The organism is Lysinibacillus sp. UGB7 (assembly GCF_049058285.1).
Classification (GTDB): domain Bacteria; phylum Bacillota; class Bacilli; order Bacillales_A; family Planococcaceae; genus Lysinibacillus; species Lysinibacillus sphaericus_B.
Genome location: NZ_JBMGUV010000011.1, coordinates 117,182 through 131,250, shown reverse-complemented (window position 1 = coordinate 131,250; position 14,069 = coordinate 117,182). Strand labels below are relative to the sequence as shown.

The 14,069-nt window shown below is 37.1% G+C and carries 16 protein-coding genes; 12 read left to right on the top strand and 4 right to left on the bottom strand.

Features of this window, described 5'->3' with window-relative positions:
* Positions 1–4: 4 nt before the first annotated feature.
* Together ACOMCU_RS12240 and ACOMCU_RS12235 are read left to right on the top strand one after the other, a co-directional pair.
* Positions 5–490: a GNAT family N-acetyltransferase gene (locus ACOMCU_RS12240; protein WP_421050338.1), complete on the top strand. Its 486-nt coding sequence runs from the start codon at positions 5–7 to the stop codon at positions 488–490.
* A 191-nt stretch (positions 491–681) separates the two neighbouring features.
* A complete protein-coding gene (locus ACOMCU_RS12235; RefSeq protein WP_421050337.1) occupies positions 682–1,101 on the top strand; it encodes a GNAT family N-acetyltransferase in 420 nt (139 codons plus the stop codon).
* Between the two features lie 170 nt (positions 1,102–1,271).
* Here ACOMCU_RS12235 and ACOMCU_RS12230 read toward each other — a convergent pair whose 3' ends face one another.
* A complete protein-coding gene (locus tag ACOMCU_RS12230; RefSeq protein ID WP_421050336.1) occupies positions 1,272–2,006 on the bottom strand; it encodes a class I SAM-dependent methyltransferase in 735 nt (244 codons plus the stop codon).
* A gap of 338 nt (positions 2,007–2,344) precedes the next feature.
* Between ACOMCU_RS12230 and ACOMCU_RS12225 the strand changes: the two genes are divergently transcribed.
* From ACOMCU_RS12225 to ACOMCU_RS12215, 3 genes are all read left to right on the top strand, one after another.
* Positions 2,345–2,995 (top strand): type II CAAX prenyl endopeptidase Rce1 family protein, encoded by a 651-nt coding sequence (locus ACOMCU_RS12225; protein WP_421050356.1) that lies wholly within the window; start codon positions 2,345–2,347, stop codon positions 2,993–2,995.
* Between the two features lie 99 nt (positions 2,996–3,094).
* Positions 3,095–4,270, top strand: a complete 1,176-nt coding sequence (gene ccsB / locus ACOMCU_RS12220; RefSeq protein ID WP_421050335.1) for a c-type cytochrome biogenesis protein CcsB — start codon at positions 3,095–3,097, stop codon at positions 4,268–4,270.
* Between the two features lie 22 nt (positions 4,271–4,292).
* Entirely contained in the window at positions 4,293–4,721 is a 429-nt protein-coding gene (locus ACOMCU_RS12215) for a hypothetical protein (RefSeq protein ID WP_421050334.1), read from the top strand.
* Positions 4,722–4,792: 71 nt separating this feature from the next.
* Here ACOMCU_RS12215 and ACOMCU_RS12210 read toward each other — a convergent pair whose 3' ends face one another.
* From ACOMCU_RS12210 to ACOMCU_RS12200, 3 genes are all read right to left on the bottom strand, one after another.
* Entirely contained in the window at positions 4,793–4,993 is a 201-nt protein-coding gene (locus ACOMCU_RS12210) for a cold-shock protein (RefSeq protein ID WP_010859201.1), read from the bottom strand.
* A 356-nt stretch (positions 4,994–5,349) separates the two neighbouring features.
* Positions 5,350–5,976 carry a response regulator transcription factor gene (locus ACOMCU_RS12205; protein WP_421050333.1) on the bottom strand — a complete coding sequence of 209 codons (627 nt, stop codon included), beginning with the start codon at positions 5,974–5,976 and terminating at the stop codon, positions 5,350–5,352.
* A complete protein-coding gene (locus ACOMCU_RS12200; protein WP_421050332.1) occupies positions 5,969–8,164 on the bottom strand; it encodes a sensor histidine kinase in 2,196 nt (731 codons plus the stop codon). Before ACOMCU_RS12200 ends, ACOMCU_RS12205 begins: the two co-directional genes overlap by 8 nt.
* 213 nt (positions 8,165–8,377) lie before the next feature.
* Between ACOMCU_RS12200 and ACOMCU_RS12195 the strand changes: the two genes are divergently transcribed.
* The 7 genes from ACOMCU_RS12195 to aspA all read left to right on the top strand — a co-directional run bounded on the left by ACOMCU_RS12195 (position 8,378) and on the right by aspA (position 13,943).
* Positions 8,378–9,298 (top strand): hypothetical protein, encoded by a 921-nt coding sequence (locus ACOMCU_RS12195; RefSeq protein ID WP_010859203.1) that lies wholly within the window; start codon positions 8,378–8,380, stop codon positions 9,296–9,298.
* A 169-nt stretch (positions 9,299–9,467) separates the two neighbouring features.
* The gene (locus ACOMCU_RS12190) at positions 9,468–10,445 is read left to right on the top strand and encodes a thymidylate synthase (RefSeq protein ID WP_010859204.1); all 978 of its coding nucleotides are present in this window, start codon (positions 9,468–9,470) and stop codon (positions 10,443–10,445) included.
* Positions 10,446–10,643: 198 nt separating this feature from the next.
* Positions 10,644–10,850, top strand: a complete 207-nt coding sequence (locus ACOMCU_RS12185; RefSeq protein ID WP_421050331.1) for a hypothetical protein — start codon at positions 10,644–10,646, stop codon at positions 10,848–10,850.
* 55 nt (positions 10,851–10,905) lie between these two features.
* On the top strand, positions 10,906–11,112 hold the full coding sequence (locus tag ACOMCU_RS12180) for a thymidylate synthase (protein WP_421050355.1): 207 nt from the start codon (positions 10,906–10,908) through the stop codon (positions 11,110–11,112).
* A gap of 149 nt (positions 11,113–11,261) precedes the next feature.
* Positions 11,262–11,672: an Rrf2 family transcriptional regulator gene (locus tag ACOMCU_RS12175; RefSeq protein WP_421050330.1), complete on the top strand. Its 411-nt coding sequence runs from the start codon at positions 11,262–11,264 to the stop codon at positions 11,670–11,672.
* Positions 11,673–11,745: 73 nt separating this feature from the next.
* Complete coding sequence (locus tag ACOMCU_RS12170) at positions 11,746–12,375, top strand: NAD(P)-dependent oxidoreductase (RefSeq protein ID WP_010859208.1); 630 nt, start codon at positions 11,746–11,748, stop codon at positions 12,373–12,375.
* 149 nt (positions 12,376–12,524) lie between these two features.
* The gene (gene aspA, locus ACOMCU_RS12165; protein ID WP_010859209.1) at positions 12,525–13,943 is read left to right on the top strand and encodes an aspartate ammonia-lyase; all 1,419 of its coding nucleotides are present in this window, start codon (positions 12,525–12,527) and stop codon (positions 13,941–13,943) included.
* Positions 13,944–14,069: the final 126 nt, after the last annotated feature.

The window sequence follows — 14,069 nt, the reverse complement described above, 5'->3', positions numbered from 1 at the left end:
TATAATGCAACTAAAATTTTATGAAGAAACCGATAGACAATTGATTGAGCAGTACACGATAACAGAACAACAGCTTCGTTATACGAAGTCCCCTCAAGATAGCATCGAACTAGCAAGAGTCGAAGCAAGCCGTCATCCAGTTCTAGCACTGAAAGAAGAAAAACTCGTTACGTTTTTGGTGCTCCATGAAAAAGAAGGTGTCATACCGTATTCTACGAATGAACGAGCCATTTTAATCCGCTCATTTTCGACAGATTTTCATGAACAAGGGAAGGGCTACGCAAAGAAGGCATTACAATTATTGCCTACTTTTGTCCAAAAGTATTTTCCTACTATAAATGAGCTTGTTTTAAGCGTAGACTTGCCGAATATAGCGGCACAGGAATTGTATAAGAAATGTGGTTTTGTTGATGAGGGAGTGCGTACAAAGAGTTACGATGAAGAGCTTATAGTGATGAGTTACTACCTTGATGGAAACAAAGTTGACTAAAAAACATGTGATAAAGAGCATTCTTTTTAGCAGGAATTTTTTTGGCTGTTGTACTGACAAATTATCAGTCGTTTGTTTCTACTTAAAGTAAAAAACATGTTCTGGCATCATGGCTGGAACAAAATTTTTTTAGCATCGTCAGTGAAAGATCAATAGCAAGTTACTATTATTACGATTGGAAGAGATGGACAATGGAATATTCGATGTACGCTTGTATGGATGATTTAGATGAACTTGTCACAATCGATCAACAGGTGATTGGAAGTACTACTAGACGTCATTTCATACAAAAAGCGCTTGTAGAAGAACGATGCATCATCCAAAAAACACAGAGCAGTATAGCAGGATTTCTAATTTTCACCACTGATTTTTTTGCATGTAGCTTTATTTCTTTGGTCATCGTCAAACCGACTGAGCGACGAAAAGGCATAGCAACGTCCTTATTAGCAAATTACGTCGAGATGGCATCAACTCAAAAAATTTTTTCTTCGACCAATCAATCGAATACGGCTATGCAAAAAGTATTTGAAACAGCAGGATTTCAAAAGAGTGGCTATATAGAAAATTTAGATGAAGGTGATCCGGAAATCATCTATTTTAAATTAAAGTAGTATAGGTCATCAAAAAATCCTCTTGTTTTTCTTTTCTTATGAGTAAGGCATTTAACCTTGAAGGGCGAACCGCAAGCCTCACAGGTGCAAAAAAGCATCTGTGAGACTTGCGGTTCACTACCCGTTGGCATATCGTGAAACGACTACAATCAATTAGGCAACTCCCGCACTCATTTTCTTGCTTTTACTAATAAAAAGGATGGTCGCCGCAGTTCTTTTTCGAGGGAAGACAGTGTTTGAATAGCTTCTCTATCAGGAATTGGCTCAATAACTTTTTCAATCGCTAGACCGTGCGCAATAAGTTTGTTGATAATGGTTGACATAGTACGGTGGTATTTTTCGACACCTTCAACAAACCAAGTTTGCTTACGCAAGCCCTCATCCTGATAATCATCAATGGCATAATGACACCTGTTACCATCCTTATCGTAAATCCAACTTTCCATTTCCTTACGTGCTGTTACTATCGGATGCTCCACGGAGAAAATTAGTACACCGTTGGGACGTAGCATCGTCGTGATTTTGCCAATTAAGGCATGGAAATCGCTTATATAATGAAGGACAAGGGAGCTTGCAATACAATCAAAGCTGCTTGGTTTTGCCTCAAAATGCTCTAACGATTGTTGATAAAAGTCAATCTTTGGGTGAGCATGCACGCTCTGCGCTATCAAAAGCATATTTTTAGAAATATCAATAGCTGTTACATGCTGTGCTCCGTTTTCAATACAATATTTTGCAAATCCACCCATACCACAACCGATATCAAGTACCTTTAAATTACAAAGATCAGGTAATAACGATTTTAAAGCTGGTTGTTCAAGCAAAGTATTAAAGTTATACTTTGTTTTTCGTAATTGTCGATAATGTTTGAAAAAATTAGGGTCATCATAAATATTTTGCTGCATGTAAAACCTCCAGTTGTTTTACATAACGTTATGTAACATTTGCGCATATTCATTCTCCCATAATTAAACAAAAAGAAATAGACTTATAATTCAATTTTTGGTAGGATGTAGATAGAGGCATGTCAACTTTAATTTTTCGAAGATACCATCTTTTCCCATTGCGGGGATAGGTGGTTTAATTTTAGCTATTCAATGTTTTGACTATGTTAAGGGAAGGGGATTACAACCTTTTGACAATATATCGTACTGTTTACGACTTTTTTTATTTATGTCATTACTATAGGTAGCCATGTTTTTTGTATCAATTCGACAATGGGCGGACTTTTTTAGGTTTAACAATGTTGATTCCACTTTTTTCAGTTTTTCTACTTCAAAAATTCATCATGAAACAAGCTATTATGCATACTTTTTCATTCATAAAACCCTCGAGGAAGTGGTTACTTTTCGCTATACTCCTACCTATTTTTATGGGTTACAGCTATCATACATATATCCGTTTAACCTATTCTGAATTTTTCCTTTTTCCTACTTTTACCGAATTCCTTCCAGTCTTTTTTATTGGCCTTACTATAGGCTCTCTTTCTGCATTGCTAGAAGAAGTAGTTTGGCGTGGTAATTTTCATTACTATTTCCGAAAACAGTACGGTTTATGGTCGACTGCTTGTTTTACAGCCGTTATTTGGTCAATGTGGCATTTACAGATTGCTCTATTTTACAAATCCTATGTCACACCAGGTATCACTTCATTGGTCTATTTATTGTTGCTATGTATGTTGTCAATTATTCTAACGCTGATAAGAGAATATGGAAAATCAATTGTTCCAGTTGCAATCATGCACGGTATGATGAATGTCTTTTATTTAAGTGAAAGGCAATTGTATATATCAATTGATAGTCAAGAAGTGTTAAAAAGTATTGGCATGTTGTTGGCTCTACTAATCTGCATTTTATTCATGTGTCATAAAACTGTAACAATTTTAAAAAAATAAATACATTTGTAGGTGAAAATGGCACTTATTTTGCGGAGCAACGTTCATTTATAGGAGAAGTTAGTTTACAGCTTCTACTAAAAAAGGATGTTAGGGGAAATGAAATTGAGTACAGAAGAGATTTTGAGTTTAAGTAGCAATTCGTTGTTTATCGCATTCATCTTGCTACTAATCGCCATTTTACCGCTAGGGCTTGCTGTGAAATCAAAAGGAAAAATATTTAAGCGTCTGGGACTGGTCCTTACATATATCGCTTTTGTTTTACAATTAGGCTATTTCATTTTAAGGTGGAATGCTGTCGAGCATGCACCAGTAAGTAATATGTATGAGTTTATGACGTTTTTTGGCATTATGCTAACTGGTAGTTTTCTGCTCATTCATTATTTGTATAAACAAATCGTTGTAGGCTTGTTTACGATTCCCGTGTCGTTAATTATTATTGGCTATGGTAGTGTGTTTGCAAAAGAGGTCACACCACTTGTGCCTTCATTGCAAAGTAACTGGCTAACGATTCATGTTATGACCGTTGCCTTTTCGAGTGCGATTTTATCTATTTCCTTTGCAACAGGTATTATTTACTTATTAAGAACCTTGGATGTTTCCAAGAGATCAATTAGTACCTTTGGTTTGGAATTTGTCATGTATTGTTTACTTGTTGTCATTGGCTTTATTGGCGTTTCCACGGTTTTTAACTTAACGACTGATGAAGTAACAGTCCAATTTGAAAATGTTCAAGGCAAGGAAGAAAAGGTAGTTTATACAATGATGCCGCTAATCGTCAATAAAGGTACTGTGACAGAAAACGGGGAATCGATAGGCTTTTTGAAGATAACTAATGCGGTTGATGCGAAAAAGCTGAATTCAATCGTCTGGGCATTTATTGTAGGCACTATTTTATATAGTATCATTCGACTTATCACAAGAAAACCAATTACTGTATTATTAAAGCCTTTAACAAACCGAGTGCAGCCGGCCTTGATGGACGAAATTTCATATAGGGCGGTTGTCATTGGGTTTCCCTTGTTTGCTCTTGGGGGATTATTATTTGCAATGATTTGGGCACAAATCGCGTGGAGTCGATATTGGGGGTGGGACCCGAAAGAGGTATGGGCGCTCATCACATTTTTATATTACGCAGCCTTTCTGCATTTTCGACTCTCTAAGGGCTGGGAAGGGGAGAAAACGGCATGGCTATCTATTATTGGTTTTGGCATCATCGTCTTTAACCAAGTATTTGTTAATTTAGTCATCGCTGGTTTGCATTCTTATGCGTAATTAATTGCAGGAGGAATGGGGTATGAACTATTTTTTTAAGATAAATGCAATAAGCGCTCTCTATGGTCTTTTGTTTTTTACCTTAATAGAATTGCAATTGAATTTTTATCGTATTGTGCGTTTAACGGGCTGGGAAAGCAAAACTATAGATACTTTATTGTTGGTCGTACACCTAATGGCTTTCGTTACTGCCAGCTTGCTACTGTATAAATTGACCTGTAAATGGCTGGGGTGTAGGCGCGCAAATTATTGGACAATGCTTCTTTGGTTACCTTACGCAGTATTATTTCTCATCCTATTCGCCATTGCTTTTCCGATTACAAATCGGGGCGACATGCCAGCACCTGTACAAGGTTTAATACTATTAGCTCAACTTATAAGCTACCCCTTCTGTATTGGTTTTTTGAATTTACTGTACCATGTACAAAATACTGATGTAGTACAGGGATGATAACAATAAAAGAGACACCCACAACATGTGGATGTCTCTTGGATTTTGAACTGTTAATTCTAAATTGAGAATTAAAGTTTCACAACGTTTGTAGCTTGAGGGCCACGGTTGCCTTCTTCAACGCCGAATTCAACTTTTTGACCTTCTTCTAGTGTTTTGAAACCTTCAGATTGGATAGCAGAGAAGTGTACGAATACATCGTTTCCACCTTCTACTTCGATGAAGCCAAAACCTTTTTCTGCGTTAAACCATTTTACTGTACCTTGTGTCATTAGAAAAACCTCCAAAAATTAAATTCAACAATCATATTCCTTCACTCAGTATAAAAAAACACATAGTTAGAAGATCGCATGAACACGACACTTTTGAATGCGTGATTTCATTGTTTACGATGAAGCAATTTAATTATTGTTTTTATTATATAACAGATTTATACATTTATCCAGCATATTCCGTTTTTTAGTAAGAAAAAATTACATGGGATTGTTTACAAGTATAATATTGAAAAAACTTACTAAAAAAGAGGGGATTATTGTGCCATTTTCCATCCATCCAAAGTTAAAAATAATCAACTAATAAAAATCGCTTCATAAAATTTATTTCGATAGCATTCATTTTTTTTAGGTAATCAGTCAATCCATGCTTTTTCCTTGGCGACAATTACTGCTTCGGCACGTGATTCGACATGGAGTCTTACAAAGAGTTTAGATAAATAATTCTCAACCGTACGTTGTGTCACACCAATCGCTGAGGCAATGGCCTTATTGGTGCAACCTTGTGCTACAAGTTGTAAAATTTCTTGTTCTTTGTCGCTCAGTAATACCTCCTGCTGCACATTTTGATGATGCGAGCGACGTTGCACGAAATCTAAAAAGTCGGCGGACAATAAAATTTCCCCTCGAAGTGCAGCCTGAACGGTTTGAATAACTTGTTCTTTTGTTGCAAGCTTCGATAAAAGCCCATCTACTTTTTTTTCGACGAGTAGCTCGTAATAATCAGCAAGTTCGTAGCCTGTATAGAGCAAAATAACCGCTTCAGGTTGTTTTTTCTTAATCATCTCTGAAAGTTGGATGCCATTCAGAGGCTTCATATTAATATCAATTAAAAAGAGTTGAAATGTTTGCGTGTCCATTCTTGAAAGTACGGCAGCACTGTTTTGCTCTGTTGTGATTTGTACATTTACTAAGTCCTGTAATAATGTTTTTGTGCCGTCTAACACAACCGGATGATCATCTATAATAAGTATGTTAATCATGTATGTTTTCGCCTTCTTCTTGTATTTTAATATAGATATGCATGCCTTCATTTTCCTTGGAGGTTATGGTCATGTCACCATTAAAGGCGCGAACACGTTCACGAATACCGTTGATGCCCATGGAAGCAGAAGATTGCATTAAAGCTTCGATATTACAGCCGATGCCGTTATCATCGTATTGCAAAACAAAACCACGATCTAATGCAAGTAGTCTCAGAGAAACTTCTGTAGCTTCAGCGTGTTTAATAGCGTTATTGAATAGCTCCTGAACAAGAAGGTATACAACTAAATGTAACGATAAATCTTGGAAATGGACACGTTCTATTTGTGTATTCAGTAAAAAATTAGCCCGAATATTTACTTTTTGTATAAGTTTTTTTAGCGCAATGTGTAAACCTAACGTATCAAGTAGGGGAGGACTTAAATTTTCACAATACTCTCGTAAATCTTTGGCTGCATTAAGAAGTTGCTCTCGGATAGCTCGCACCTTTTCTCCTTTAATGGATGGTGAGCCTGCTAGTACATCAAGCTCTCTGGCCAAATGGAGCTGCTCCTGTAAAATAGTGTCGTGTAATTCCTGAGCTAATATACCCTTTTCTTTCTCGATAATATTCCATAATAACTTATCAAGCCAAGGTAAGGGTGTATTATTGGTCACTTTCATATGCTGTATTTCAAGCACTAAATCCTCTATGAGCTTTAAACTATCGATAAGCATAGAAACGTAGAGTGCAAGTAATTCCAACCATAGTAGCTCTTCTTTTTGCAGTGTATGGCTAATCAATAATACGATTTTTTCATCCGCAGAATCATATATAAGTAGCTGTGTCTTTTGGTCTCTTGCATTAACTTCACCACGTGCTAATGAAACATCTTCTGTAATTGTTTCAATCGTAAAATCGGTTGTGCCAAGTTTTTCAGTAATTTCATACGTGAAGCGGGCCAGTAAATCCTGTTGATTTTTTGCATTGCCCATTCGATTGACCGCTGCATATAAACTATGAACATAATCTCCATTTGACGAAAATATCACTTTTCGATGCTTGAAATCGAGTTGCTCTTTCAAATAGAAACTAGCGATATTTACTAAAAAAACAAGAACAAAGATAGCTGTAAGCAAAGTGATTGAAAGGTGGTTCACTAAAAATATCGACAGGCCTAGCGTTATGACAAATGCACTGAAAAATGCAAGTGCACAGTAATAGCGCAAGCGAGATAATTGGTACTCAATATCAAATAAGCGCTCATTTACCTGAATGAAAACAAAAGAGAAAGGTATGAACAATAAAAATAATGCACTGAATTCTGCTTGTAAAATCGGCGTATAGCGAAAAATTTCCGGAATGACAAATAAAAATAAAAAAGGTAGGAAAGGAACGATTAATGCAATGGCAATTAATCGTATTTTTGCTGAGTGTGTCCGTAAATAGCCAGTTATTAAAATACAAATCGCAGAAAGAACAAGTATACCAAACAAACCTAGAATCACAATTGGTGTTATCATTTTGAAACGAGAATCATACATTTCCAAAAAATAACAGCATGTAATGAGTATAGGTAGTAAATAGAGCCATTTCGCATGAAAAAACGGCCATTTTATATGTAGAAAATAGTAATAATGTTGCAAAAAATGAATGAATACTACGAAGCATAATACAATACAATGGCCCATGACCATCTTGCCAAGTAAGTCCTCTCTGCCAGAGGCTCCAATACTTGTATAGGCTAGAGAACACGTTAATAAAAATAGTATAAGTAGGTTCGTGAGTTGATTTTCTCTATTACGTTTCCATAAATAGATAGCCACGCCAAAGGACAGCGCAAAATATAATAAGGGAAAAACAATATGTATAAACAGCTCTTCTGGCATATCTGTATGCTTGACTGGAATAGAATGAACGAACCCATCAGCCTTCAAAATGGTTAACTCATGCGCACTTCTCAATGTATGAGGTTTTCCCATCATTATTTTTTCTTCAGCAAGTTGCAGGTCGATAGTAACTAGGATGTCACCTTTTTCGATGTTTTGTTGTTGTGCCCAATCTGGATAATAAGATTTTACAATGACAGGTTGACCACTAGTTGTATCAATAGCGATGCCAATGAACGGTGTTTGGATAGCAATGACAAGTACATAAATGCCAAGAAGTAGGTATGTGATGAAAATACTGTATGTTAATTTACTCATGTACATCGCTCTTTAATGTTTAATAAAATCATGATCATGTCTCATTTCTTAAAAATGTATTTTATATATTATGCGGAATTATTGGTATTTTTGGAAGACCGAAATGGATACTTTCGGAAAACCACTAGCATTTTTTCGGAATGACGAAATAGTGTTTTCGGTCAAATATATGCTAGTGTGAACATAACAAACGCGGCGGGGAGGGGGCGTAGTGTGGGAACATGCAAACTGTCATTTATCCTGTTATTTCTAGTTGCTATGATGGCGTATCCTATGACATCAACAGCCGAAACATGGAAGACAGATGCTGTAGAAGTAGATATTTGCATTATTGGTGTCGATAATCATTTTGTCTACAAGATTCCAAAACATTTACATAATGATACTACTTATTTTGAAATGAAGGATTACTTAGAAGGTTCCTTATCCAGACATTGGAAGGTAGAGAAGGTTCATTATGAAACAAATCAATCGAATGTAGCCTATACATTTTTCATTGAGGATTTATTTCAAAAGAAGCAAAATGGACAACTAAAGATAGCTATACCATACAGTATTTTAGTGGGAATGTTTGGTGAAGAGGAGAACATACAATTACGAATCATGGCAAGTAAATTGACAAATTGGCAGGTCAATGCTACGGAATGGGCATCGCTCGGATTTGTTCAGCCATTTACATTTTTAAGTGAGCGTGAATATGTGTTTGAGGGTGCCGTCAACGAGCTATTACAGCAACGTGTTGGTCATTTGGATGGGTCCATCGTTAAAGGACAAATGATACTTTATAGTGTCATCTATTTTAGTTTCATATTATGGCAAGTGGCAACTTGTCTGTTGTTTGCGAGGCGCTTAAAAAAACGAATCCTCCAGCGTCCAGAGGAGATGCATCAGTTTAGAAAGCTTAATTATATGTACCAAATCATGCCGTTAATGATTATAATAGCTCAAATTGTGTTTCTAGTGATGTCGGGACTGCTGACAGCATTTGGGCTCTATTTTAACCCAGGAATTGATTTGTTATTTATTGCTGGACCAATTTTACTTAATATTATTGTTTTACCTATGTTCTTTGTAACGACTGAGCATGAAATTTCTAAGGAATTACGCAATAATTCGTTGGGCACGGGTATGTGATTAAACGAAAATTAATAGTAATTATATGCGAGAAAATGACGTTTCAAGTATTGATATTTCCCAATATTAACAGGAATAAGCTGTACACTGTTTTTTCCTTTTTGGCGTTCAAATGTCATTTTTGATGGTATAATGGTCAACAGCATACTTGAAGGAGCTGTTGACAGTAATGACGCATCCAGAAACTGCGTATTTAAATTTATTACAACATATATTAGAGAACGGTGTAAAAAAGGAAGATCGTACGGGAACCGGTACATACAGTGTATTTGGCTATCAAATGCGCTTTGATTTAAATGGGGGCTTTCCACTTCTAACGACAAAACGGGTGCCGTTTAAACTTGTTGCAAGTGAGCTACTTTGGTTCATTAAAGGAGATACTAATATCCGCTATCTCTTACAGAATAACAATCATATTTGGGATGAATGGGCCTTTAAAAAATGGGTACAATCAGATGAATATTCTGGTCCTGATATGACAGATTTCGGTCGTCGCTGCTTAGTAGATGAAGCTTTTAACGCTAGTTATCAAGCTGAGCTAGCATCATTTTGTGAACGTGTACTAACTGATGATGAATTTGCTAGCAAATATGGGGAACTTGGCAATGTTTATGGTAAGCAGTGGCGTCATTGGACAACATCAACCGGAGAAAGCTTAGACCAACTGCAAGATGTTATTCATCAGATTAAGCACAATCCAGATTCGCGTCGTATCATTGTGAATGCTTGGAACCCTGAAGATGTCATTAATGCCGGAGCGAAAGGCAGTAAAGCTGCACTACCTCCTTGTCATGTCATGTTCCAATTTTATGTCGCAAATGGAAAGCTGAGTTGTCAGTTAATGCAACGAAGTCTGGATACTTTACTTGGCTGTCCGTTCAATATAGCTTCCTACGCATTACTTACGCATCTAATTGCGCATGAATGTGGGCTTGAAGTTGGCGAATTTATTCATAGTATAGGCGATGCACATATTTATGCAAATCACGTGGAGCAAGTGCAAGAACAGCTATCACGCGAGCCTAAGGACCTACCAACCTTAAAAATAAATCCAAATAAAACGTCAATTTTTGAAATGGAACTTGAAGATCTTTCACTCGAGGGCTATGACCCACATCCAGCGATTAAAGCGCCGATTGCCGTATAGCTAAAAGCAGCAGCCAAATTGGTTGCTGCTTTTTTAAAAATATATTTTAAAAATCAATCTAAGGTAGAAAATCCTAGGTCGAAATAATCTTTTTCTAAAATAGGCTAGTTGGCCGATGCTATGTTGAACGATTGATTTTAATATTGTATATGGTATTTATAGGTTGTTTTTCCAACTAAATGTGCAGAGGTGATTGTGGTGAGAGAAATTTTAAAGTACCCGATAGAAGGGGGCGGAGGGGGACAGAAACTGAGGGAAAAGACACTCGAAGCACCTCCGCAAGAAAAATTGGATATTTTACACAAACAATGTGACTTATCACACATCCCAACTGAACTCTCGCAGGAGCAAGTACAAAAAATGATGCAGGTAATTGAAGAGATTCGCCTCAATCGCCAAAAATAAACGCTGTAAATGTAAGCGCCTTCTAAGCTATAATGGCTAAGGAGGTGTTTTTTTGATGAATGTGGTATTTGTTGAAACGTTATCTGGTGCAGAACTTTTACAAATGGTGTCGCATGATGTGGCTGGAATATTGTCTGCGGCACAAGGTGAGAGCGTCACTTTTCCAATGGGGCATTTTAAATATGAATTTCATAACTTGGATTTTTATGAAGAAAACGGCGAAATAAGACAAGAGTTAGTTATTTACGTTTCGAAAATATAAATGCAGCAATAATTATAAATTCTCCATGTTTATTAGTAAATGTTTAGTTTATAGTATATAAAAGACTAATTTTGTACAGGAATAGGAAGCAAAGTATTTGCTATTTTCTAAACCTGTAACTATAATAGTTACAACGGGTGGTGATACATATGGTGAACAGTCGATTTTCGGTAGCGATCCATATACTTTCGCTCATTGCAACAACTTCAGATAAAAGCCAGCTTTCATCAGATTATATCGCAGGTAGTGTGAATACAAATCCAGTTGTCGTTCGTCGTATGATTGGCAAACTGAAAAAAGCAGGCTTGCTCACGTCACAATCAGGTTTAGCAGGCTACGAGCTTTTAGTTGAACCTAAGGATTTGTCATTACTAACGATTTACCATGCGATTGATGGGCCTGAGCAGCTTTTTGCTATTCACGATGAGCCGAATCCAGATTGTACGGTTGGGCGTAAAATTCAACGCACTTTGGAGGGTGTTTATACATCTGTTTGGGATGCAATGGAAGAACAGTTACAAGCACAGACTTTACAGGATGTGCTAGATCAGCTTCGTTAACAAACGAGGTCGATCTTACTGTATCCAACCTGTAACTTATTTCGTTACAACTAATCTGTAGGAGGAATTTAAGATGAAAATTGCTGTAATTGGTGCAACAGGAAAAGCAGGACAAAAAATTGTTGAGGAAGCATTACAACGCGGTCACGATGTAACTGCAATTGTACGCTCTGCCTCAAAAGTGACGGCTGATATTGCTGTCATTGAAAAAGAAGTTTTTGAGCTATCTCAAGAAGATGTGAAAGGTTTTGACGTTGTCGTAAATGCGTTTGGTGCTCCTTTTGGACAAGAGGATCTACATGTAAAAGTGGGTCGTCACTTAATTGCTATTTTTACTGGCATTGCGACAAAATTAGTCGTTGTCGGTGGTGCAGGAAGCCTGTTTGTTGATCCAGAAAAAACTGTACGAGTAATGGATACACCAGACTTCCCAGAGATGTTCCTTGCCACTGCAAAAAATCAAGGGGAAAACTTAAAAGATTTACAAGCGTCAAAAATTACATGGACATTCTTAAGCCCATCTGCATTCTTCGACCCACAAGGTCCACGTACAGGTAGTTATACAGTTGGCATTGATCATCTATTAGTGAATGCCGCAGGAGAAAGCTATGTCAGCTATAGTGATTATGCAATTGCGTTAGTAGATGAAATCGAAAGCCCACAGCATGTAAATAGTCGCTTTACAGTTACTTCAAATAAATAATGATTAATCCGAGCGTATAAATAGCGCTCGGTTTTTAGTTTTTCTTGGCCATCAACAAAAAATTCTTCTTTTACAGAAAATTGACTGTTTACAATCGGTCATTAATTAGCTACTATCAGTGTGAGTATACATAAAAGGAGTCGACAATAATGTCCACAGTACGTATTGAAAAAGATTTTTTAGGTGAACGTACCTTACCAAGCAGTGCCTATTACGGGATTCAAACACTTCGAGCAACGGAAAACTTCCCGATAACAGGCTATACAATCCATCCAGCACTTATTAAAGCAATGGGAATTGTGAAAAAAGCAGCTGCATTAGGCAATATGGAGGTACACCTGCTATCAAAGGACATTGGTGAAGCAATTGTCGAAGCAGCACAAGAAGTAATTGATGGTAAATGGAATAGTGAATTTATCGTAGACCCAATCCAAGGCGGTGCGGGTACATCGATTAATATGAATGCTAATGAAGTGATTGCGAATCGTGCACTAGAGATTATGGGGAAAGAAAAAGGGGACTATCAATCGATTAGCCCGAATAGTCATGTCAATATGTCCCAGTCGACAAATGATGCATTCCCAACGGCGATTCATATTGCCGTATTACATTTAGTGGATGAGCTTTTAGTTACAATGGAGGACATGCAAGCAGTGTTCCACCAAAAAGCCGAACAATTTGCACATGTGATTAAAATGGGCCGTACGCATTTACAAGATGCTGTACCGATCCGTTTAGGTCAAGAGTTTGAAGCATATTGCCGTGTTATCAATCGCGATATTCAGCGTATCCGTCAAACACGTCCAAATCTATACGATGTAAATATGGGGGCAACTGCTGTAGGAACAGGATTAAACGCATTCCCTGATTATATTAAGTCAGTAGATCAGCATCTTGCTGAAATTTCTGGTTTACCACTTCAAGGGGCTACACATTTAGTGGATGCTACGCAAAATACAGATGCATATACTGAAGTGTCTGGCGCACTAAAAATTTGTATGATTAATATTTCTAAAATCTCTAATGACCTTCGTTTAATGGCATCAGGACCTCGTGCTGGTTTAGGCGAAATTATTTTACCAGCTCGTCAACCTGGTTCTTCGATTATGCCTGGTAAGGTAAATCCAGTTATGCCAGAGGTGCTTAATCAGGTAGCATTCCAAGTTATCGGAAATGACCAAACGATTTGCCTTGCTTCTGAAGCGGGTCAGTTAGAGTTAAATGTAATGGAACCTGTGTTAGTCTTTAACCTGATCCAATCTATTAGTATTATGAATAATGTGTTCCGTGCATTTACGGAAAACTGCTTGAAGGATATTGAAGCGAACGAAGAACGCATGAAAGAATACGTTGAAAAGAGTGTTGGTGTATTAACAGCGGTAAACCCTCATATCGGTTATGAGATTGCAGCGCGCCTTGCACGTGAGGCAATTTTATCTGGCCGTTCTATTCGTGAGCTTTGCGTCGAGGCAGGCGTTTTAACGACGGAGCAATTAGATTTAATTTTAGATCCATATGAAATGACACATCCAGGTATTGCTGGTGCAAGCATCATGAAATTAAAATAATACCTGTTTCACAAACATTTGTTTCTTGTGAACTTCATTCACACAGTTAGACAACAAAAAAAGCATCTTTAAAAGAACTTCGGTAGAAGATACCAAAACTGTTCTTTTGGAGGTGCTTTTTTATAT